Annotated in this window: 18 protein-coding genes; 9 read left to right on the top strand and 9 right to left on the bottom strand. The window is 54.3% G+C overall.

Going from position 1 to position 23,302, the window contains the following annotated elements; all coding sequences use genetic code 11:
• Positions 1 to 2: 2 nt before the first annotated feature.
• Positions 3 to 881: a sugar phosphate isomerase/epimerase family protein gene (locus tag JQR90_RS18630; RefSeq protein ID WP_434140218.1), complete on the bottom strand. Its 879-nt coding sequence runs from the start codon at positions 879 to 881 to the stop codon at positions 3 to 5.
• A gap of 348 nt (positions 882 to 1,229) precedes the next feature.
• Between JQR90_RS18630 and glyA the strand changes: the two genes are divergently transcribed.
• From glyA to JQR90_RS18585, 9 genes are all read left to right on the top strand, one after another.
• Positions 1,230 to 2,483 carry a serine hydroxymethyltransferase gene (glyA, locus tag JQR90_RS18625; RefSeq protein ID WP_010796177.1) on the top strand — a complete coding sequence of 418 codons (1,254 nt, stop codon included), beginning with the start codon at positions 1,230 to 1,232 and terminating at the stop codon, positions 2,481 to 2,483.
• A gap of 124 nt (positions 2,484 to 2,607) precedes the next feature.
• Positions 2,608 to 3,858 (top strand): sarcosine oxidase subunit beta family protein, encoded by a 1,251-nt coding sequence (locus JQR90_RS18620; protein WP_122041349.1) that lies wholly within the window; start codon positions 2,608 to 2,610, stop codon positions 3,856 to 3,858.
• Positions 3,859 to 3,870: 12 nt separating this feature from the next.
• A complete protein-coding gene (locus JQR90_RS18615) occupies positions 3,871 to 4,194 on the top strand; it encodes a sarcosine oxidase subunit delta (protein WP_010796175.1) in 324 nt (107 codons plus the stop codon).
• Complete coding sequence (locus JQR90_RS18610; protein ID WP_434140217.1) at positions 4,191 to 7,208, top strand: sarcosine oxidase subunit alpha; 3,018 nt, start codon at positions 4,191 to 4,193, stop codon at positions 7,206 to 7,208. The genes JQR90_RS18615 and JQR90_RS18610 overlap by 4 nt, the downstream gene beginning before the upstream one ends.
• The gene (locus JQR90_RS18605) at positions 7,201 to 7,833 is read left to right on the top strand and encodes a sarcosine oxidase subunit gamma (protein ID WP_434140216.1); all 633 of its coding nucleotides are present in this window, start codon (positions 7,201 to 7,203) and stop codon (positions 7,831 to 7,833) included. The genes JQR90_RS18610 and JQR90_RS18605 overlap by 8 nt, the downstream gene beginning before the upstream one ends.
• 182 nt (positions 7,834 to 8,015) lie before the next feature.
• Entirely contained in the window at positions 8,016 to 8,873 is an 858-nt protein-coding gene (gene purU / locus JQR90_RS18600) for a formyltetrahydrofolate deformylase (RefSeq protein ID WP_010796172.1), read from the top strand.
• Between the two features lie 366 nt (positions 8,874 to 9,239).
• Positions 9,240 to 10,439, top strand: a complete 1,200-nt coding sequence (gene fdhA, locus JQR90_RS18595; protein ID WP_010796171.1) for a formaldehyde dehydrogenase, glutathione-independent — start codon at positions 9,240 to 9,242, stop codon at positions 10,437 to 10,439.
• Between the two features lie 105 nt (positions 10,440 to 10,544).
• Entirely contained in the window at positions 10,545 to 10,841 is a 297-nt protein-coding gene (locus JQR90_RS18590; RefSeq protein ID WP_019367267.1) for a YciI family protein, read from the top strand.
• 504 nt (positions 10,842 to 11,345) lie between these two features.
• Positions 11,346 to 12,398 (top strand): acyltransferase family protein, encoded by a 1,053-nt coding sequence (locus JQR90_RS18585; protein WP_010796169.1) that lies wholly within the window; start codon positions 11,346 to 11,348, stop codon positions 12,396 to 12,398.
• Between the two features lie 316 nt (positions 12,399 to 12,714).
• Here the strand turns inward: JQR90_RS18585 and JQR90_RS18580 are convergent, their stop codons facing one another.
• The 8 genes from JQR90_RS18580 to JQR90_RS18545 all read right to left on the bottom strand — a co-directional run bounded on the left by JQR90_RS18580 (position 12,715) and on the right by JQR90_RS18545 (position 22,880).
• Positions 12,715 to 13,827: a polysaccharide biosynthesis/export family protein gene (locus JQR90_RS18580; protein WP_019367269.1), complete on the bottom strand. Its 1,113-nt coding sequence runs from the start codon at positions 13,825 to 13,827 to the stop codon at positions 12,715 to 12,717.
• Between the two features lie 287 nt (positions 13,828 to 14,114).
• On the bottom strand, positions 14,115 to 15,350 hold the full coding sequence (locus tag JQR90_RS18575; protein WP_434135165.1) for a flippase: 1,236 nt from the start codon (positions 15,348 to 15,350) through the stop codon (positions 14,115 to 14,117).
• A 61-nt stretch (positions 15,351 to 15,411) separates the two neighbouring features.
• On the bottom strand, positions 15,412 to 16,677 hold the full coding sequence (locus JQR90_RS18570) for a hypothetical protein (RefSeq protein WP_232235442.1): 1,266 nt from the start codon (positions 16,675 to 16,677) through the stop codon (positions 15,412 to 15,414).
• A gap of 90 nt (positions 16,678 to 16,767) precedes the next feature.
• Entirely contained in the window at positions 16,768 to 17,526 is a 759-nt protein-coding gene (locus JQR90_RS18565) for a WecB/TagA/CpsF family glycosyltransferase (RefSeq protein ID WP_010796165.1), read from the bottom strand.
• Positions 17,519 to 18,394 (bottom strand): glycosyltransferase family 2 protein, encoded by an 876-nt coding sequence (locus tag JQR90_RS18560; RefSeq protein ID WP_010796164.1) that lies wholly within the window; start codon positions 18,392 to 18,394, stop codon positions 17,519 to 17,521. The genes JQR90_RS18565 and JQR90_RS18560 overlap by 8 nt, the downstream gene beginning before the upstream one ends.
• Before the next feature lie 195 nt (positions 18,395 to 18,589).
• The gene (locus tag JQR90_RS18555) at positions 18,590 to 20,812 is read right to left on the bottom strand and encodes a polysaccharide biosynthesis tyrosine autokinase (RefSeq protein ID WP_010796163.1); all 2,223 of its coding nucleotides are present in this window, start codon (positions 20,810 to 20,812) and stop codon (positions 18,590 to 18,592) included.
• A 17-nt stretch (positions 20,813 to 20,829) separates the two neighbouring features.
• Positions 20,830 to 21,267 (bottom strand): low molecular weight protein-tyrosine-phosphatase, encoded by a 438-nt coding sequence (locus JQR90_RS18550; RefSeq protein WP_019367274.1) that lies wholly within the window; start codon positions 21,265 to 21,267, stop codon positions 20,830 to 20,832.
• A 194-nt stretch (positions 21,268 to 21,461) separates the two neighbouring features.
• Positions 21,462 to 22,880 carry an undecaprenyl-phosphate glucose phosphotransferase gene (locus JQR90_RS18545; RefSeq protein ID WP_010796161.1) on the bottom strand — a complete coding sequence of 473 codons (1,419 nt, stop codon included), beginning with the start codon at positions 22,878 to 22,880 and terminating at the stop codon, positions 21,462 to 21,464.
• Between the last annotated feature and the right edge of the window lie 422 nt (positions 22,881 to 23,302).

Raw genomic sequence — 23,302 nt, 5'->3', positions numbered from 1 at the left:
TTCTAGATGCCCAGATTAGCCAACGCATCTCCTGTGGCCCAGGCTTCTTCGAAGCGGGCCTTGCTGCGAAGAATGGCCTGCTCAAGCGCGTCATCGTCTTCCCAGAGCGCGCCTGGTACATCAGACGAGAAAATTTCCAGAACGTAGGGTCCGGCGTAGCCGGTTTCATTCACGGCAGCGAGCAGGCGATTGACCGGAATGATGCCATCGCCCAGGGTACGACGATCAAAATAGGACCGCGGGCGCTGCCAGTCGGAAAGCTGGGTCAGAAAAATTCGGTCACCCGCCAGTCGAATGGCGTCGGTGAGGTCTGCATCCTGCCAGCTGTTATACAGGTCCAGGCACAGCCCTACATTCTCTCGTGCCACCGCCTGCACCAGCTCATACCCCTGCATGAAGGTATAGAGAATGCTGTCGCGGCTCATCATGGGCGGGCTGAGCGGCTCGATGGCAATGCTCAACCCTTTGTCCGCGGCGTGATCGGCCAGTTCGCGATAGCGCTTTATACAGCCTTCCCAGACTTCCGCCTCGTTGCCGCTCTGGCCGAGCGCGCCGGTATTGGTAATGACCGGAATGCCTGTGCAGAAGGGGGCGAAGCGATCAATCGTAGCTTTGATCAGGGCCGTACGTTCAGCAGGATCAGCCGGTTCGAGTGCACTGGTCGCCGGATAAATCGTACGGACTTCAGGCTGCAGCGAGACGGGCCTTAATCCATGCGCATTCAACTGAGCGAATTGTTCGGCGAGCTTGCCGGCGTCCTTGTCGAACTTCATTTCCGCCAGCTCAATGTCGGTGTTGAGACGGGCAAACAGCTCCAGGTCACGTGTGAGTGGCCAGGGTGTGGTGGTGAGTTGACTGATGGCGAAGCGGGGTGTGGTCATAAGGCCTCACACGATCACAGGATAAATGCATCCGCTCTGGCATAAGGGTTTTAGCCAGACCGGCACCGTTCTGGTGTGAGCCGTAAGGGCATGTCGGGGTTCCTGACTCACAGGCGACAAGAGACCAATGGCGCCATTCTTATGTATGCCTGCCTGTGCACCTGTGATCGACGGCCTGTTCGATGCAGCCGACTCGTCTGGCGCATGGATGCGAGGGCGATGTCGCAAACGCACCGCCTTGTGGCGTGAACAGGCATTCTGATGCGCAGCCTCGGTCCTACCATCGCTCTCAAGGATCAGCCCATTGACGGCCATGCCGGCCTTCCGCTGCGCTGCAGGAGAGACGCGATGTTTACCAAGCAAGACCGCATCCAGGGTTACGACGACGCCTTGTTCGCTGCGATGAGCGAAGAGGAGCGGCGCCAGGAAGCTCACCTCGAATTGATCGCCTCGGAGAACTACACCAGCCAGCGGGTAATGGAGGCACAGGGCAGCGGGCTGACCAACAAATATGCCGAAGGCTATCCGGGCAAGCGCTACTACGGCGGTTGCGAGTTCGTCGATAAAGTCGAGCAGTTGGCCATCGAGCGGGCCAAGCAGCTGTTTGGCGCCGACTATGCCAACGTCCAACCGCACTCCGGCTCGCAGGCTAACGCAGCGGTCTTCCTGGCTTTGCTGCAAGCAGGTGACACAGTGCTGGGCATGAGTCTGGCTCATGGGGGACATCTGACCCATGGTGCCAAGGTCAGCTTTTCCGGCAAGCTCTACAACGCGGTGCAATATGGGCTGAATCCCGCAACGGGCCTGATCGACTATGACGAGGTCGAGCGGTTGGCCGTAGAACATCAGCCGAAAATGATCATTGCCGGTTTTTCGGCCTATTCGAAAACGCTCGACTTCCCGCGCTTCCGTGAGATTGCCGACAAAGTCGGTGCCTATCTGTTCGTCGACATGGCTCACGTGGCGGGGCTGGTTGCGGCAGGCCTGTATCCCAATCCCCTTCCGTTTGCCGATGTGGTCACCACCACCACCCACAAGACCCTGCGTGGCCCCCGCGGTGGGCTGATTCTGGCGAAGGCCAACGAGGAGTTGGAGAAAAAGCTCAATTCCGCCGTCTTCCCAGGGGGCCAGGGCGGCCCCCTGATGCACGTGATTGCAGCCAAGGCGGTGTGCTTCAAGGAAGCCCTGGAACCCGGCTTCAAAACTTATCAGCAGCAGGTCATCCACAACGCCCAGGCCATGGCTGCGGTGTTCATCAAGCGCGGCTACGACGTGGTCTCCGGTGGGACAGACAACCATCTGTTCCTGGTCAGCCTGATCAAACAGGGCATTACTGGCAAGGATGCCGACGCCGCCCTGGGGCGCGCCGGTATCACGGTCAACAAGAACGCCGTGCCCAATGATCCTCAGTCGCCCTTTGTGACCTCCGGCCTGCGAATCGGCACTCCGGCTGTGACCACGCGTGGTCTGGGCGTGGCACAGTGCCAGGAGCTGGCCGGGTGGATCTGCGACATCCTCGATCACTTGGGCGATGCCGATGTGGAGGCGCATGTGGCCGAACGTGTGGCCGGGCTCTGCGCAGATTATCCCGTCTACCGCTAATTAGCCCTTCATAAGGTGGGTTGGCAGGAGCGTAACCCACCCCTGTTCGATTGAGTCAGCTAGTCATAGGCCACCCTACGAAAATCCTCATTCATGCGTGGGGACAGGTTCAGGAGTCAAACAGATGCAGCGCTATTCCGGTTTCGGCCTTTTCAAGCATTCCCTAAGCCATCATGAAAACTGGCAGCGCATGTGGCGCACGCCAACCCCCAAGCCGGTGTATGACGTGATTGTCGTGGGCGGCGGCGGTCATGGTCTGGCAACGGCCTATTATCTGGCCAAGGAGCATGGCGTCAAAAACGTCGCGGTCATCGAAAAAGGCTGGCTGGGCGGTGGCAATACGGCGCGCAACACCACCATCGTACGGTCCAACTACCTGTGGGATGAATCGGCTCACTTGTATGAGCATGCGATGAAGCTATGGGAAGGGCTCTCGCAAGACCTGAACTATAACGTCATGTTTTCGCAGCGCGGCGTCTACAACCTGTGCCATACGTTACAGGACATGCGCGAAGCCGAGCGCCGCGTCAGTGCCAACCGCCTGAATGGCGTAGACGGCGAACTGCTCGACGCCAGGCAGGTGGCCGAAGAGGTGCCTTACCTCGACTGTAGCAAGAGCACCCGTTATCCGATCATGGGCGCGACGGTACAACGCCGGGGCGGAGTAGCCCGCCACGATGCGGTAGCCTGGGGTTTCGCCCGTGCAGCCGATGCGCTGGGCGTGGACCTGATTCAAAATACCGAGGTCGTTGGCTTCCGTAAGGAAAATGGCGCAGTCATTGGCGTCGAGACCAACAAGGGCTTCATTGGGGCCCGGCGTGTCGGTGTCGTGACGGCCGGTAATTCGGGTCATATGGCCAAGCTGGCCGGTTTTCGCTTGCCGGTGGAATCCCACCCCTTGCAAGCGCTGGTGTCCGAGCCGCTCAAGCCGGTGATCGACAGCGTGATCATGTCCAATGCAGTGCATGGCTATATCAGTCAGTCGGACAAAGGCGATCTGGTGATCGGCGCCGGTATCGACAGCTATGTCGGCTATGGTCAGCGCGGCTCGTACCCGGTCATCGAACACACCCTGCAAGCCATCGTCGAAATGTTCCCAATTCTCTCCCGCGTACGGATGAATCGCCAGTGGGGCGGCATCGTCGATACCACGCCCGACGCCTGTCCAATCATTTCCAAGACACCGGTAGAAAACCTGTTTTTCAATTGCGGCTGGGGCACTGGTGGATTTAAAGCCACTCCCGGCTCCGGCAACGTCTTTGCTGCTTCGCTCGCCAAAGGGGAAATGCACCCATTGGCGGTTCCGTTCTCCATCGACCGTTTCCATACCGGCGCGCTCATCGACGAGCATGGCGCGGCGGCTGTCGCGCACTAAGGAGCCCTGATCATGTTGCACATCCATTGCCCTCATTGTGGGGAACTGCGCTCCGAAGAGGAATTTCATGCGGCAGGCCAGGCGCATATCCCGCGCCCGCTGGACCCGGACAACTGCACCGATGCGGAGTGGGGCGACTACATGTTCTTTCGCGATAACCCGCGGGGCATCCACCATGAACTGTGGGTCCATGCCACCGGGTGCCGTCACTATTTCAACGTGACCCGCAATACGGAAACCTACGAAATTCTCGAAACGTACAAGATTGGCGAGCAACCGCAGGTAAACGGCAAGCCGGTCGTAGTGGCCAAGGCTATCGAAGGAGAAACCGTATGAGTCAGGTCAATCGCCTTACCCACGGTGGTCGGATCGATCGCCGTCAGCCGTTGACCTTTACCTTCAATGGTCAGCGCTACCAGGGCTTTGTCGGCGATACGCTGGCGTCGGCGCTGCTGGCCAATGGTGTCGATGTCATCGGGCGCAGCTTCAAATATTCCCGCCCGCGCGGCATCGTGGCCGCTGGGGCTGAAGAGCCCAATGCCATCATGCAGATCGGCTCCACCGAGGCCACGCAGATTCCCAACGTGCGTGCTACCCAACAGCCCCTCTACGCAGAGCTGGTGGCCGCCAGCACCAACGGTTGGCCGAGCGTGAACAATGACCTGATGGGCATTCTTGGCAAGGTCGGCGGCAAGATGATGCCGCCCGGCTTCTACTACAAGACGTTCATGTACCCGCAAAACCTGTGGCTGACGTATGAGAAGTACATCCGCAAGGCGGCGGGGCTGGGTCGTGTGCCGACCGAAGTCGACCCGGACAGCTACGATCACATGAACCAGCACTGCGATGTGCTGGTGGTCGGTGCCGGACCGGCCGGTCTGGCTGCCGCCCTGGCGGCTGCCCGCAGTGGGGCGCGTGTCATCCTGGCTGATGAGCAGGAAGAGTTTGGCGGCAGCCTGCTCGACACGCGTGAGCTATTGGATGGCCAGCCCGCCGCCGAATGGGTTGCCAAGGCCATCGCGGAGCTGGAAGCCACCCCCGACGTGACCCTGCTGTCTCGGGCGACCGTCAACGGCTATCACGACCACAATTTTCTGACCATCCACCAGCGTCTCACCGATCATCTGGGCGAAAAGGCCCCAATGGGACAGGTGCGCCACCGAGTGCACCGTGTCCGCGCCAAGCGTGTCGTTCTGGCCAGTGGTGCCCATGAGCGCCCATTGGTATACGCCAATAACGACCTGCCCGGAAACCTGGTGGCGGGTGCCGTCTCCACATATGTGCGTCGCTATGGGGTGGCACCGGGACAAAAGCTGGTGCTGTCCACCAACAACGATTATGCCTACCGTGTCGCGCTGGACTGGCTGGAAGCAGGGCGTGAAGTCGTTGCCATCGCCGACGCACGTCAAAATCCGCGTGGAGCCTGGGTTGAAGAGGTGAGGGCGAAGGGGATTCGCGTCTTGACCGGCGCAGCGGTTACCGAAGCCCGTGGCTCAACGCGGGTGACCGGCGCGCGTGTCGTCGCCATCGACATCAAGGGGTTCCGTACTACCAGTCCCGGCGAGTGGCTGAGCTGCGACCTGATCGCCACGTCCGGTGGTTACAGCCCTGTAGTACACCTGGCGTCTCACCTAGGCGGGCGTCCCTTGTGGCGCGAGGATATCCAGGCGTTTGTGCCGGGCCCGGCTCCGCAAAAGCGCGTCTGTGCTGGCGCCGTGAACGGCGTATTCGCCCTAGGCGATGTGCTGGCCGATGGCTTTGAAGCGGGCGCCACGGCTGCCGGCGAGGCGGGTTTGAAGCCGGTAGCCGGCGAAGTGCCCCGGGCGGAGCACCGCTTCGAAGAACCATCGTTGGCGCTTTTCCAGGTGCCTCACGAAAAATCCACGGCCCGCGCACCCAAGCAGTTCGTCGATCTGCAAAATGATGTGACGGCAGCGGGTATCGAGCTGGCGTGCCGTGAGGGTTTCGAGTCCATCGAGCACGTCAAGCGCTACACCGCCCTGGGCTTTGGCACCGACCAGGGCAAGCTAGGCAACATCAACGGCCTTGCCATCGCCGCGCGTGTGCAAAACAAGGCGATTCCTGAAGTTGGCACCACCATGTTTCGCCCTAACTACACACCGGTCACGTTCGGCGCCGTCGCCGGTCGCCACTGCGGCCATCTCATGGAGCCGGTACGTTTCACCGCGCTTCATGGCTGGCACGTCAAGCAGGGTGCCTTGTTTGAAGATGTCGGTCAGTGGAAGCGCCCCTGGTACTTCCCCAAGGCCGGAGAGGACCTGCATGCCGCCGTGGCCCGTGAGTGCAAGGCCGTGCGCGAGAAAGTCGGCATCCTTGATGCCTCGACCCTCGGCAAGATCGATATTCAGGGCCCGGACGCCCGTGAGTTTCTCAATCGCGTCTATACCAATGCCTGGACCAAGCTGGAGGTCGGTAAGGCCCGTTACGGCCTGATGTGCAAGGAAGACGGCATGGTCATGGACGATGGCGTCACGGCCTGCCTGGCCGATAATCATTTCCTGATGACCACCACGACCGGTGGCGCCGCGCGTATCCTTGAGTGGCTGGAACTCTACCATCAGACCGAATGGCCAGATCTCAAGGTGTATTTCACCTCGGTGACCGACCACTGGGCGACCATGACCCTGTCTGGTCCGGAAAGCCGTAACCTGCTCGCCGAGCTGACCGACATCGATCTGGACAAGGATGCGTTCCCCTTCATGAGCTGGAAGGAAGGCACCGTGGGCGGCGTACCGGCTCGGGTGTTCCGCATCTCCTTTACCGGCGAGCTGTCTTACGAGATTAACGTCCAGGCCGATTATGCGATGGGCGTATGGGAGCAGCTGATAGAGGCTGGCAAGAAGTACGGCCTAACGCCCTACGGTACCGAAACCATGCACGTGCTGCGGGCCGAGAAGGGGTTCATTATCGTTGGTCAGGATACCGATGGCTCCGTCACCCCACAGGACTTGGGCATGGGCTGGGCCGTCAGCATGAACAAACCGTTCTCCTTTATCGGCAAACGCGGCATGAACCGGCAGGATTGCCTTAAAGCAGACCGCAAACAGCTGGTGGGCCTCAAGCCAGTCAATCCCAAGGCGGTTCTACCGGAAGGCGCACAGCTGGTGTTCAACACCCAGCAGTCGATTCCAATGACCATGGTGGGGCACGTCACCTCCAGCTATTACAGCGCCTCGATGGGCTTTGGCTTCGCCTTGGCCGTTGTAAGGGGTGGCTTGGGCAAGATGGGACAAAAGGTTTATGCCGCGCTCAGGGATGGCACGTTCGTCGAAGCCGAAATCGTTTCTTCCGTTTTCTACGATCCGAAAGGGGAGCGTCAGCATGTCTAACGTGAACGTTTATCAGCAGCGTCCCACCGGACCTGCACGCGCCGAATCCCCCTTGTTTCATGCTGAGCTCGACAAGCTGGCGGGCCGGAGCGTTGGCAGCGCAGGCGTGACCTTGCGCGAGAAAAAGCTGCGGGGCCATTTGGTCCTGCGGGGAGAGGCCAGCGATACCGGCTTTACCGGTGCGGTCGAATCCGTACTGGGTTTGGAGTTGCCCGCCGCCCTGGGCTTGACTGTGAAAGGTGAAACCTCCCTGCAATGGCTGGGGCCGGATGAGTGGCTCCTGATCGTTCCGCAGGGCGAGGAGTACTCCACCGAACTGAGCCTACGTGAGGCGATCGGCGATCGGCATATTTCCATCGTCAATGTCAGCGGTGGCCAGACCCTGTATGAGCTGACAGGACCGAATGTACGCAACGTCCTGATGAAGTCCACCTCCTACGATGTCCACCCTAGTCAATTTCCGGTAGGCAAGGCGGTCGGGACGGTATTTGCCAAATCCCAGCTGGTTATCCGTCACACCGGTGAGGAGACGTGGGAGCTGGTGGTTCGCCGCAGTTTTGCCGACTACATCTGGCTCTGGTTGCAGGACGCCAGCGCCGAATACGGATTGGCCATCGCCAGCTGACCGCGTACGGACAGGATGGGTTGTGCGTATCGACCCCATCCTTCCGCGAACTAACCATTTGGCTGGATACAACAGGTTAAACGTATACATTTGATCAGTAAGGTGCGTGGGGCACAGCGATACCTGTGTCCCTGGCCCCAGGTCATTCAACCCACAACATCCAACCTATTCGGTAGCTATCCATGAGCCGCACCCCTGATACCTGGATTCTCACTGCCCAGAGCCCAAGCCGACTGGGGACCGTGGACGTCGTGACCCGCTTTCTGTTCGAGCAGCAGTGCTACGTCACCGAGCATCACTCCTTTGATGACCGACTGGCCGCGCGCTTTTTTATCCGCGTGGAGTTCAAGGCGCCGACTGCCTTCGACGAGACTGCTTTTCGTGCCGGTCTTGCCGATGCCTTGGGACCGTTCGACATGCAAATGGAGCTGACCGCGCCAGGCTACCGCCCAAAGGTGGTGATCATGGTCTCTAAAGCCGATCATTGCCTGAACGACTTGCTCTATCGCCAGCGCATCGGCCAATTACCGATGGATGTGGTCGCAGTGATTTCCAATCACCCGGACCTTGAACCCCTGGCCCGCTGGCATGGCATTCCCTATCACCACTTTCCGCTGGACCCCCACGACAAACCTGCCCAGGAAGCCCGCGTCTGGCAGGTGCTGCAGGATACCCAGGCGGAACTGGTCGTGCTTGCACGCTACATGCAGGTGCTTTCGCCCGAGTTGTGCCGTCGTCTCGATGGCTGGGCAATTAACATCCATCACTCCCTATTGCCAGGCTTCAAGGGCGCCAAGCCTTACCATCAGGCCTATCAGAAGGGGGTAAAGCTGGTCGGTGCCACCGCCCATTACGTCAATAATGACCTCGACGAAGGGCCAATCATCGCGCAGGGCGTAGAGAGCGTGGATCATGCGTATTACCCGGAAGATCTCGTTGCCAAGGGCCGAGATATCGAATGCCTGACCTTGGCCCGAGCCGTGGGATATCACTTGGAGCGCCGCGTCTTCCTAAATGCCAACCGGACGGTGGTGCTGTAACCGCCACCCTCCATGTCACTACAAGCGCTTTTCTCGAAAGGATAGGTTGAGCCTTCTAGAGGGCTCTGGCAGCGCGATGAATCAAGGCTCGCCGGATAATGCAATGGAGCGTGGCCTGTAGGAGGGTTGAGCAACGGGATACCCATCAAATCCAGTCCAGCCGATAACCATTACAAAAGCAGAACCTGCCACTTTTGTGCGCTCATCGCACGCTTTGATTGACGTTCGGCTCGTGCTTTCTACGCTCAACATACCCGTCGCAGGAGGGTTCAAGCGCAGCGATACCTTATCGGATTCAATGTTTTACTGCTTTCCATGAACCACCGCCCACTCATGGGCTCACTACAACAACAAGAGGAAACGCGTATGTCAGGCAATCGAGGCGTCGTCTACCTGGGCGCTGGTAAAGTCGAAGTACAGAACATTCCCTTCCCCAAAATGGAAACGCCCCAGGGACGTCAAATCGACCACGGTGTGATCCTGCGAGTCGTCTCCACCAACATCTGTGGCTCCGACCAGCACATGGTGCGTGGCCGTACTACAGCCCCCGAGGGTCTCGTACTGGGCCATGAAATCACTGGAGAAGTCATCGAGGCGGGCAAAGGGGTGGAAAACCTCAAGGTAGGGGATCTGGTCTCCGTCCCCTTCAACGTAGCCTGTGGCCGCTGCCGTACCTGCAAAGAGCAACACACCGGCGTCTGCCTGTCGGTAAATCCCTCCCGCGCTGGCGGCGCCTATGGCTACGTTGACATGGGTGGATGGGTCGGTGGTCAGGCGGAATATGTCATGGTGCCCTATGCCGATTTCAACCTGCTCAAGCTGCCTGACCGGGATCGGGCCATGGAAAAGATTCGCGACCTGACCTGCCTTTCGGACATTCTGCCCACCGGCTACCACGGAGCCGTCACGGCGGGCGTCGGACCGGGTAGTACCGTTTATATCGCTGGCGCAGGTCCTGTCGGCCTAGCCGCCGCTGCTTCAGCGCGCCTGTTGGGCGCTGCGGTCGTCATCGTGGGTGACGTCAATCCGGTACGTCTGGCTCATGCCAAAGCACAAGGGTTTGAAATTGCCGACTTGTCCCAAGACACGCCCCTACATGAGCAAATTGCGGCACTTCTAGGCGAGCCGGAGGTGGATTGCGCCGTGGATGCGGTCGGCTTCGAAGCCCGCGGCCATGGTCACTCCGGATCACAGCACGAAGCACCTGCCACAGTCCTTAACTCACTGATGGGTGTTACACGTGTCGCCGGCAAGATCGGGATTCCAGGCCTCTACGTGACGGAAGATCCCGGCGCAGCTGACCAGGCGGCCAAACAAGGCAGCCTAAGCATTCGCTTCGGCCTCGGCTGGGCTAAATCCCATAGCTTCCATACCGGGCAAACACCAGTCATGAAATACAACCGGCAGTTGATGCAAGCCATCATGTGGGATCGTATCAAGATTGCTGACATTGTAGGTGTCGACGTTATCACCCTGGATGATGCACCCAAGGGCTATAGCGAATTTGATGCGGGCGTACCCAAGAAGTTTGTGATTGATCCGCACGCTTTGTTCCGCGCGGCATAACGCGGTTGGCGAGGCATAAGGACATGCCTTCTTGATCGATACGCTTTACCCAGGGCCTGGTCATACAGGTATGCTAGGGAGACGCTATCAACCAAGGAAAACGCCATGCCTTTTTTGATCGAAACCTGGGACAAGCCCAACACTACCCAGCTGCGCCAGGACAACCGTCCTGCCCATCTGGATTTCCTCCGTGAAAATGCCAGCAAGCTGCTCGCCTGTGGAGCCAAGCTTGACGACGAAGGGGCAAACGCCAGCGGAAGTGTCTACATCGTGGATGTCGAAACCCGCGAAGAAGCCGAGGCCTTTTTGGCACAGGATCCCTTCAGCCAGGTTGGCCTGCCAGAAAAGGTCAATATCGTGCGGTGGCGTAAAGCAGTCTTGGACGGTAAAGCATTCGTCTAACGCATAATGCTCATAGCGTATCTGTCACGGCATGCGGCTAAAATGCGGACCGTTGCAGATACGCCCGCCATCAAAACAGTCCCGTTTATCTATTTGTAATGAGTTTCACTCAAAAAAAATATATAAAACCGAACAATAAGGGTATTGATCTGTCCTTATCCTGCTTGAGTTCGATGAAGTCTGATATCAATACGATATCGATATGTCGCTTAGTTTGACACTGGCAGATACAAAAGATAATTGAGCGACCTGGCGAGCTCTATTTCATAGGTTTTCAATGAAGAGACGCAATATTAATTGAAAACTACTGCATCCTTCCGAGCTTAAAAGCTGCACATTAGTCAGCATATGGCAGTTAGAAAGTGATTCAGTTCAAATACAAGCCAAGTATTGAGTGAATATAAAAATGGAGGGCTTTCTGTGGCCTATCCTCTCAGGTCAGTAGATTAATAGTGGTCGATATCCGAGCGATATCATATGTATTGATTTAAGGAAGGGCGCCTAATGAGCACTACCAAACCCGAAAAAGATTTAAGGATCGAAACGATCAGGGGGTTGGCGCTATTTTTAATGGTAGCCGGTCACGTTATTGGCAGTTCGGGTGATCAGGGAATGAAAGTCGCAGATGACTCATTCCTCCGTTATCTCTACGACTCGCTTGTTTACATTCGCATGCCGCTCTTCACGGCCATCTCCGGGTATGTATATGCCCTGAGACCCGTTACTTCCGCAAGCTCCCTGCCGCGTTTCTACCAGGGCAAGTTTCGCCGGATTCTGATCCCGATGATCGTTGTCTCAACGCTCTTCTTCATCTCGCAAGCGTTGGTGCCCAACACCAATACGAAGCCGGAATGGAGCGATGTATTCGGTATCTATTTCTTCAGTTATGCCCATTTCTGGTTCCTGCAGTCCATCTTCTGCATCTTTGTCATGATTGCCTTGATGGAGAAGTTCAGCCTGCTGTCCTCTCTCAGGAATTACTTGATCATCATGTGTATCGCCCTGGTGGGCTCCTTGCACTACGAAGTATTCCCGGACTTCTTCTGCCTGTACAAGGCCATCCAATTGCTGCCCTTCTTCCTGTTGGGGCTGGGGCTTTATCGCTTCTCCGACCAGTTGAATACCGCCTCAAAACAGCTAGTGATTGGCGTCGTGCTGGCGGCATTGGTTGTCATTGATCAGGCCTATCTGTGGAATCAACTCTCCATCAGTGATCGTGGAATGGATTACATAGGGACGGCTCTGGGGATTACTGCCATTTACATGATCATCACCCGCCGAGTCTATTTCAAACCGTTAGCGTGGCTGGGGTATTTCTCTTTTGAAATCTACCTATTCCATGTATTTGGAACGGCGGGCAGCCGTATCGTACTGAACAAACTGGCAATCCATGATGTATGGATTACCTTTACCGTTAGTATGATTCTGGGGCTTATCCTGCCAGTAGCCCTTAAGAAGGCAGTCGGTCGCTTTAGTCTGCTTAATCTAGCGTTCTTTGGTATACAGTCAAAGAAGAAGCCTGCAATGAAGTTGCAGGAAAAAGTCTCGCTTAGTTAAAGCATGTAATAAAAAAGCCCAACGCTAACGTTGGGCTTTTTTATGCCTGCCAAATAACTTCGTTGTAAAGATCCCTTCGCAGAGTGTCGCGTATTGACTTGGCCCTGTATCGGCTGAGTGCTGCAGGTAGTTATTGCTTGTAAGTACATATGTAGCAGCTATGGCTATATCGCGGCATTGAAGATTCAGCCAAGCCTGTCCTGAGCATTAATACCTGTAGGGGAGCCTGCAGTAACAGTAAGGCGGTTCCGAGGAATTTATTAAGGCATAAAAAAGCCCTTCAAACGAAGGGCTTTTTGATCGTCCAGAAGGCTTCTTAGTTGAAGTTCTGTTTGGCGTTTGCGGTGGAGCTAAGCACGTTTGAAGAGCCCAGCAGCTGGCTGACGAAGCGGTTCCAGCGGGTGATTCCGGCAGGACCTACGAATACAACGTCTTGCGGCTGTAGTGCAAAGTGCTGTGCCAGAACGAAAGCGGTCGGCGAGGAAGCACTCAGGTGGAACACTTGAGCCTTCGCAGTTGGGGAAGAATTAAAATTCTCCGGACCACGGATTACATACACTTCATCCGCATCGGCAGTTTCCTGGTTCAGGCCGCCTGCCTGGCCGAGTGCGTCCATTAGCGTCAGGCTAGTGGTCTTGAAGTTGGCTGCCAGCGGGCTTACCACTTCACCCATCACGTAAACCTTGCGGTTATCGTTGTAGGGTAGGTGGATGCTATCGCCATCCTTGAGGTATACGCCGTACAGCTTGGAGTCCTTACGGTTCAGGGTGTCGGCATCCAGGCGGTACTCCTTGCCGTCACGTACCAGGGTCAGGCCGCTCAGGTCAGCTGTCTGGGTGTCAACGCCTGCCTGGCCCAGTGCTTCAACCAAGGTCATCGGCACAGTTGTCAGCGGAATGGAGTCGCCCTTGGTAAAGGCACCTGACAAGGTGACTTTCTGACTGCCAAAGCGCAGGACGCTCACGTCGACCTGAGGATTGTCGATAAAGGTTGCCAGACGAGTCGAGATGACCTTGCGGATCTCCTCAAGCGTCTTGCCTTCTGCTGTCAGGGTACCAACGTACGGATAGAAAATAGTACCGTCAGGACGTACCAGTCGACCGTTCGCCTCGATCTGCTGTTGGGCACCAGAAGGAGCGGTTAGCTCGGGGTGATCCCATACAGTGATATACAGCAGGTCCGCCTTGCCTACACGATAAGCCGCTGGATGATACTTGAGCAGTTCCTGCCAGTTCCCAGTGTCTGCAGTCGGGTTAACGGAGTCATGACTTTTCAAATAAGCCGATGTGATAGGAATCAGCTCAACCTTTGTCCCCTCAATGGAGCCGTTGGTCTTCAAATCGTCCCGGTGCAGGTATTGGCCTGGAGACCATACGCAGCCCTGCAGAAGCAGGGTGGAAAGTAGTGCAAGGGTAAAGGTACGTTTCATCTATTTTCTTCCTTGATCGCTGTAAAAAAGTTTTTAAAAACTTCGTATCGATCGATTTATAAGCGTCAGAACGTGTTTGGGCATAAGAAACTTTATGAATCATGTAGGCCTGTGGCGCGCCTGGCGCTGGATAATTCGTAACAGCTCCGTATCCAACCAAACCATACATATCAGCGCAGGCTGTGACAGAAGCTTAAAAAATTAGTTCACTTTTGCGGAAACACTCTTTTTAAAAGTAAATCGATCCAATTTTTGGATTTATCCTGACGTTATATGTCAATAAGCCACTAGCTGATTTTTCGTGACATAACTTCCAGAGCAATGAAGTCAACAGCCACCCTGATCGACCAGGCAATGGCAGCTCCCTGGAGAGAAAACAGGTGTATGCACACGACCAGCAAGCCTATATAAGGCAAAAGCTCAGCCAGATGGATAAAAGCGGTGATCTTCGAATGGCCCTTCGCCTGGATTTTCGCAAAGGGAATCTGTGCCAGCGCGTTAAAGATGAAGCCAATCAGGAGAATACGCAGCACCTGTGCGCCTTCCTGACCATATTCCGGTCCCATCCATAAAGTCATGACCATGGGGGCGAGTATGAATAGAGGTAGCACCATGACTACACAGGCGGCGAGCAGGGCCCAGAACGCTCGATTGGCCTGAGCAGTCGCATCCGCCGAACGCTTGCTCAGAAGCGGGAAGATAACCCGAGCGACAGCATTGGGAATGATCAGCATGCGTGAGATGGCTTCAGAGGGGGCGGTGTAAAAGGAAACGCGCTGGGCTCCGACCATGTTGGACAGGATAAAACGATCAAAATACACCATGACAGGGCTGATGATATTGCTCACAGTCATCCAGCTGCCAAACGCGAAGAGTTCCTTGAAAACGCTCTTTTCAAATCGGTAAAAGCCCGGCGGAAATTCTCGCCAACATGGAATGAACGCCACGGCCATCGAAATAAGGCGGGCGATGACAAGCCCTATTGCCGTCGCGGTAAAAGACTCATCGACCAGCACGGCTACCAGGGGGCAAACAGCCAGAATGGAGTTGGTGATGGTGCGTAACAGGTTGAATTCTGCAAACCGTTCGTTTCCTTCCAGATAGGAAAACCAGATCATGGTGAGTAGAAAGGGCGGTATCGAAAGGCTTAGCCACTTGAAGCCAGCCACCGCAACGTCAACGTTTTCTGCCGAAACGTGTAGCAGGGAAACGAGTTCTCCTGCGCCCAGCCATAACAAGAGCACCGCGAGTGCGCTCAGACCGACCACCGCATAAGTAGCGGTCGCGATAACGGATTTATTCTTTTCGACATTGCCATGGTGCATGGCCACGGCTCGTATGACGGCGCGTGTCAGTCCCGCGTCAAAAATGGTGGCATAACCGACAATGGCAAACGCCAGTGTAAACAGGCCGAATTGCTCGATACCTAACTTTCGAGAAAGAACACCCATGGTAGGGAGTGCGATAAGGCTTGGAATGACTACACCCAGAATATTCCAGGTGCTGTTTTTCAGCATTGTCATGGGGGGCTCTTTTGCAGAAAGGCATGTCTGCCCTGGTCGGACAGACATGCAGGGGAGGGGGCTATCTAAAGCTGGGCTGCATCAGTGGGTGTTCTTCAACATACGAATCCAGCGCTGGGCTCTCCACGTTTCGGTGGTAGGCCTTGAGTGCCTGGATCACGAGCAGGAACGCAATCGTTGCCTGCATATATTCGAAGATACCCTGAAGCGGCCAGATCACCATATACGCCAGCAGGGCGGTAACGGTGAAGCTGGTATCCCTGTGTAAGCGCTTGGCGAAGTAGTAATAGCAGAACAGGGTCAGTGGGACGATCAGGAAGGCCAGGAAGCCGAATCTGAACAGCGTACCGAATATCCCAACGTCGGAAAGGAAGAAGTACTCGCCAAAGTGAGGGATAAAGCCATTGTTCCACATCAGGGACAAGGAGCCACTAGGTAACCAGTTATTCGCATGCAAATGGCCGAAGATATAACCGATGGTTTGCTCACGGACATTATCGGTTGGACCGTTTTCGAGCGATTCGGCATAGAAATCAAGATTGAGTCCCAGCTCTTTCAGCAGATCCGGGAACAGGTAGAGAGGAGAAACCAAAATACCCGATACCACGATCCAGATAACCGACTTGCTCTTCAGGCAAAGCAGCGTGAAGCAAAGGGACAGAAAGATCAGCTGGCGCGTTTGTGTTGCAAAGACCAGAGTCAGCAAAATGAAACAGGCGAACACAATATAAGGCGTCTTGGACCTGGGCGAGCCATCAATGGGCGATATCCCTTTGTTCCATACCTGAATGCAATAGAAATAAGCCAGGCACTGCGCCAGCGCACCGATTGAGGAGCGGTCTGGCCGGTCGAAGGACGCCACCTTGTCCCGCAGGTCCGGCAATACGGAGAACTTGAACATCCAGGCCAGAATACACGCCATGAAACCTACAAACAGGAATGCCTTTTCAAATTGGGCAGCACTCATGTTCCGGGCGAGGTAAAGCATGACGGAAAAAGTGAAGCAATACAGTATGCGACGCTCTTCGATAATCCCGTATATCAATGGTTGCCCATAGTAGAGATTTGAGAAAATCGCTGGCAGCAGAATGAAGATAACCGACGAGTAGGCGCAATAAGTTAAAAGGATTTTCAAATCCTTTTGCTCTTTTCCCACGGACGCCAGTACATAGAAGGCTGTAAACGCCAGACAAATAACCAGATACAACTCGCTGACATACAAGATGCCAATCGGGTTATGGGGGGTTTCTTCGAAAATACCAAAATGTAATACGAAGACGAAAATTAATAATATGAAGTAGGCACCGCTTTTGCTTACTGCTCTCATATCGCTTCCCATCCAGCGTAACGTTGCATTCCATCCAGCATGGCTGTCTTCCCTGTCCTCAGACTGGCCAAAAAATGCAGTCGCAATCGATTAATTTACTTCTTCACTGCTTCGTCTTCCTGATCTTTCTTTGAGATAGATAGGAAGAATATGGGTGGCGTCATGAACATAGCGACGCACCAGACGCTGGGGCTCCGATAGCATTCTATGCAGCCACTCGATACGGGCTTTCTGCATCCAGACCGGCGCTCGCTTCAGGCTGCCGGTAGCAAACAGAATCGAGGCCCCGATGCAAAGGCCAACGCCTGTACGCTTGGTAGCATCGACCATGCTGGCCAACATTTCCTGCCGTGGCGCACCAACTGCATAGAAAATGAGGTCTGAAGGGTTGGCATAGATGAAGTCGAGGCACTTCTGCACTTCGTCAGGCTTGTTGATAAAGCCCATCGGAGGGTTGTAGTGATTCAGCCGGATACGTGGATACAAAGCCTTGAGCTTTACCACGTCCTTTTCTTCCGAGCCAATCAGCGTAATGGACAAGTCTTCCTGGTCGGCTTTCTTCAGAAGCGAGACCGTAAGGTCGCTGCCTGTGATCACTTCCTTGATCTCAACGCCCAGGGATTTGAGCAAGGGCGATAGGATACGGCTATCGCAGACACGCTTGTCAGCGGTGCGATACGCCTTTTGCAGATTCTCGTTTTCCTGGAACTGGACAACGTGATCAATGTTTGGCGTAACGATATAGGTGTAGGGTTTTTTCAGGCTGGCTGAAATATGCTTCAGTAGCTCATCCTTGGTGCCCAGGAAAAAGTCGATACCGAATGCCTGGCTTACTACTCCATTAGACATGCATTGTTGCCCCTTTGAACGCGCCCTTGATACCAGACCAGGCCAGCTTTGGACTTTTGTATTCCTTCAATACGGTTATGCCGGACAGGAAAACCGCAGACATGAGTGCATACGGTGAGCCATAGAACTTCTTATTGAAGCGAGTGGCTGCACGGTTACGGAAGTAGTAGTAAAACTCGGACTTTCCGCCTGAGCTCATTGAGCCATAGTGATAGAGCTGGCTATCCGGTGCGACATACAGTGCAATACCGTGCTTTTTCGCTTGGTGCTGCCAATCCACTTCTTCGGAGTACATGAAGTAGGATTCGTCCATGTAGCCAACCTTATCCAGTATCTCGGCGTTGAAGGCCAGGCTGCAGCCCATGATGTAGTCCGGCTCACGGTTGAGCTGGCCGATCTCATCAATGGAAAGCCCTTTGCCGAGAAGCTTGGATTTGCCTAGCAGGGGATACATGATCCCGCCACCATAGCATTCGATCTTTCCTGTTTGAGAACTCAGAATGACCGAGCCGGCAATGGTGTTCTTGTCAGCCGTGATCTTATCCAGTAACGGCTTGAAGGCATCGTCTTTAACATAGGCGTCGTTGTTGAGAATCCAGAAGTTCTCAACCTTGAACTGTTCGCGTGCCCATTTCATTCCAAAGTTGTTACCACCGGCATAGCCGCTGTTAACAGGGCTGGCGATAACGGAAACCCGGTCTACGTTATGGGTTTCTTTCCATTGTTTCATCGTTTCGTAAGAGCCGTCCTTGGAGTCGTTATCTATCAGGACGACATGATCGATTGTCTTACAAAAATTAAGAATACTTTCAGCGCAGGAAATGCTTTCTTGCGGAGCTTTGTAGTTCAGCACCATTGCAACGTTCATTTCGATATCCCTTTAGCCTAGAAAATCAATTTACTGATCTGAAACGGTCAAAAGCCTTGAAATAACGTAGGAGCTCAAAAGAGCTCCTACCTGTGGACTTTTATGCTTCATCGTTCAATTGAAGCTTTCTCATGCTATGCATGGTGCTTTTTAGTCCCATTCCATGTTTGCAAGCGCTGCTGCCTATAACAGGCTTCAGCTCTTGCTTGGTCTCTCATAGGCGTACTGATAGTTACCGTAAGAGGAATAGTTGGAAGCCTTGCGCTCTACAGCGTTCAGGATCACACCCTTGAGCGGTACACCATTGAGATCAAAGCGACGCTTGGTAGCCTCCAGCTCCTTGGCACTGTTCATGCCGAAGCGGGCGACGATCAGGCTGGTACCTACATGGGCGCCAATGATGGCGGCTTCGGTTACGGCCAGGATCGGCGGAGTATCGATGATCACGATGTCATACAGGTCGCCGAGCTGCTTCAGAACAGTGGTAAAGCGATGGCTCATCAACAGTTCGGAAGGGTTTGGCGGGAACTGGCCACAAGACATGAAATCAAGCATGTCGACTTCGGTCTTCTTGATGGCATCGTTGATTGCAATGCGATTGCTCAGCAGGTCGGATAGACCGTCTTTCTGCTTCACATTGAAGATCTTGTGCATGTAGCCCTTGCGCATGTCCCCGTCGATCAGCAGAACGCGCTGACCCGACTCGGCAATAACAGCTGCCAGGTTGGACGAAACGAAGGACTTACCGACATCCGGGCTTGGGCCGGAGATCATCAGAATGTTGTTCTTAGCCTCGATCATCGCAAAGTGCAGGCTGGTCCGCAGGCTACGCAGCGCCTCGGTACTCAGGTCCGTAGGATGAGCGATGGACAGCAGCGCCGATTCGCCAATCTTGCGGGAGCCGCGGCCAAAGAGCTTTTCGGATTCGGACTGGTTGCGGCTGTACGGAATCGAAGCATAAACCGGCAGACCCAACTGCTCGATGGCTTCAGGTGTTTCAATACCGCGCTTGAGGGTATGGCGGGTATAGATAACGGCCAGGCCCAGCAGGCAGCCCAGAACCAGTGCAGCAACTACGATCAGCGGCTTGTTGGGGCTTGCAGGATCATCAATGTTCGCGTTTGCATTATCGATGATACGCACGCTGCCGACAGTACCAGCACGGATAACATCAAGCTCCTGCACCTTGTTCATCATCAGGGTGTAGGTCTGGCTGGTCACGTCAACGTCACGCTTGAGGCGGAGCAGCTCTTGCTGAGTGGAAGGCAGATTGCCTACGCGCTTCTCAAGCTTGTCCTTTTCAACTTCAAGCTGGCGCAGCTGGCCGAGTACGGCCTGGAATGCCGGGTGCTGAGTGGTGAACTTGCGGCTCATCTCAACACGCTTGAGGTTCAGCTCGGAAATCTGGCCATCCAGCGAAACGATCTGATCCAGAACACCCTTGGTCTCGCTGTCGATATCAACAGAGCGGCGGTTGGTCTGATATTCGTTCAGCGCACGCTGCGCGTCTTCCAGTTCTTTCTTGACAGAAGGAATCTGGCTACGCAGGAACTCAAGGCTCTGAGTCGATTCTGCTGCGTTGCGGTCAATGTTCTGAGCAACGTACAGATCGATCACTTCTTGAACAATGCGCTGAGCACGCAGAGGATCGGAGTCCTGCAGGGCAACGGACAGAATGCCTGACTGCTTGCCACGCTCGCCTGCGCTGATGCGGCCCTGGTATTCCTGAATTGTTCTGGACAGTCGCTTCTTCATGACTGTGAATTCAGTACCGGGACGTGCTTGCAGCTTGCTGACCTGGATGAAATAGCCATCCTGCTCGACAGGCTGGTTGACAGTGCCGTGCAGCAGAATCTGATTGTCGGCATCGAAAACCGTGAAGCTCTGGTTTTCTTCGACTTTCAGTGTCATAGGCTTGTCCTGGGCGCTGTCGGGGACGCGCAGCTCAGCAACTTCTACATCCTCACCGCCCCAGGCAAAGCTGTTCAGGCCCAGAACAGGGGAGGCAACTTCGTCTTCGCTTTCAGCTTTGAAATGACGAGCGACATAGCCACCAAAAATAGGGAAGTACTTGGGCGTTACGACAACATCCAGGTGCAGATTCTTGACCGCGTTGCCAATCACCAGACGGGATTTGAGCAACTCGATCTCAGTCACTGCCTCCGGAAGTGGCGGTGGCATGCCGGATGTTTGATCAGTCAGGCGTGTTACACCTTTCTTTTCTTCGATCTGCAGCATTGCATTGGATGCATACATGGGCGTAGCCAGCATGGCATAAGCAATACCGAGGAAAGTGAAGATACCGATAATAGAAAGAAGCTGCCATTTGTAATCAACGAGGATTCCAAACAGTGCTGAGAAATTAATATCGGTATCGTTCTTAACTTCAGTGGCCGTAAAACGAGGCATCGTGGTCATGAAATTCCTTCTTCCCCTTATCTAATGTATGGAAGCCAGCTATCTACGCATTTTGCTAAAAGTATATGTACTTCTTTGAACATTTCTTTTGAGAGGCGGTATGGATCGGGTACCTCACGGTTATTTACCCATTTACCAATCAGAAAAACTCTCCCTTTGATTTCTGGCGCCATACTTTCAACAGAACGAGAATGAAATTCTTCCATCGTCAAAATAAGGTCTGCCTTCCGAAGCATTTCTGCATCAACCTGGCGAGCTTTATGTGTCGATAGCTCAAGTCCGTTTTCTCTTAGTACTTCTTGAGCCGTACTATCCATAGGGCGGCCTACCAATGCACCAATACCCGCTGAACTGACTTCTATATTCCGCCCTTTCAGGCCTTCCCTTAGAAGCGTTTCGGCCATTGGACTTCTGCAAATATTTCCAACGCAAACCACTAAAACTGACTTAATCATGAAAACTCTTCCAGACGGGAAATCAGATGCTCTTGATGGCATTTACCAATCGTATCTGGAGCTCACCCTGACATGTCTTCCGCATCTGAACTCCTACTGGGATTCGATCAGGCAAGCTCTGACATCTCTACCTTAGAAAGTTCAGCTGTTGCCGGCCTGAATCACTTTTCGGTCGCCAGGTCCGGCAGCAGTTCTCAGTAAGCGTTCTTGTTGATGAAACCCTTGAAGAGGGTCAGGAAGATGATCTTGACGTCCCACCAGAAGGACCAGTGGTGAATGTAGTCCAGGTCGAACTCGATGCGCTTCTGCATCTTGTCCAGGGTATCCGTCTCACCACGCCAGCCGTTGACCTGGGCCCACCCTGTAATACCGGGCTTGACCTTGTGGCGCAGCATGTAGCCTTGAACCAGCTTGCGGTACTGTTCGTTGTGAGCAACCGCATGGGGTCGTGGGCCTACGATCGACATCTCACCACGCAGTACGTTAATGAACTGGGGAAGCTCATCGAGTGACGTGCGTCGTAGGAACGAGCCAAAGGGTGTGATGCGGCTATCGTTCTTGGTCGCCTGCGTCACCTTCTCGCCATTCTCCATGACCTTCATGCTACGGAATTTCCAGACTTCGATCGGCTTACCGTCCATGCCATAACGCTTCTGGCGGAAAAATACCGGGCCAGGAGAGGACAGCTTGATACCAATGGCGATAACCAGCATGGGAATGGAAATGATCGACAGAATGATCAGGGACAGAACGATGTCCTCGATGCGCTTGACGATCAGGCTAGCACCATCCATTGGCGTATCGAAGATACTAATGCTGGGCAAACCATCAATGCTTTCGCTACGGGCATGGAGCAGGTGGAACATGAAGACGTCAGGAATGATGTAGACCGAAGCGGTCGTATCGCTGAGTTCCTGCACCAGCCAGTTGATGTGCTCCTGGTGCGCCATGCTCAAGGTGATATAGACCTTGTCGATATAACCGGCGCGCGCATCGTCTACCAGCTGTTCCAGGTTGCCGCGAATCGAAAAACCGGGCTCGCTACGGTTGAGCTCGGGATGGTCTAGCGGATTCTCGACATAAAAACCGAGCAGTTGCAGGCCCATCCATGGCGCTCTGTCGATTGTATGGGCAAGACGCTGACCGATCTTGTCGGCACCTACGATGGCTACTCGGCGCGTATTGAAACCGGCTTTTCGCAGCGAGTGCATAACAGAGCGCAGCAGCACCCGATATCCGCACAGGCCAATCAATGAAAGAGCCAGCCATGCCTTCATGGTACTGCTGATTAAAAAGGATTCATTAAAGAAGAAATAATCAACCATGAAAACAGTTGAGAATGTTAATACCCAATAAGTTGATATTTTTATTAGTTCATTGGATATTCTTTCGCCACGCCATGAAAGATACATTTGATTCATTTCTGTCAGGAAATGAAATATCAAAAGAGCAAGGAATACTATTACCCAGTGCTCAGGTTTCATGGGGACGCCAGGAATCACGGAGCCAGCCAGATAAGCTGTTCCGGAAATTACCATTAAATCTAACAAGCGATGTGATAATGAGATCGCTGATGAATTCGAATGTAAAATACCACGTTCTTTAAAATTCATAGTTCTATCCTTGTGCATAAACGTATGCACGAACTTCAACAGGACCGAATAGTCATGGACAACGATCGATGAACATTCGTAGTCGATAACAACCGAACGTGTTTAGGATTCCATCGCGCTGACTCAGGGAATGCTTCAACGGTGACTATAGCCGTCGGTAGGACCGCCCGAAGATTCAAAGGTTCCTTGACTTTGAAACCCTCGATAAGTGGTTACCGACTCATTCAAGGAGCAAAAGATGAAGGCGTGGTTATAGTCGTTTTAAAAGGTGAATTGGATCACCTTTTAATGGTTAAAAGTGGGCGGATGTTCAAGTTTTATAGGTATTCCAACACCGACAAGCGGTGCTCATAGGGATAAAAGGTCGCTGTGAATCTGTTACAAATTCTAGAAAATTCTTTTTGAAACCTGTTCGTTAGACC

This window comes from Pseudomonas sp. JZ114, from assembly GCF_051027705.1.
GTDB lineage: Bacteria > Pseudomonadota > Gammaproteobacteria > Pseudomonadales > Pseudomonadaceae > Chryseomonas > Chryseomonas luteola.
This window is presented reverse-complemented; position numbering and strand designations above follow the sequence as displayed.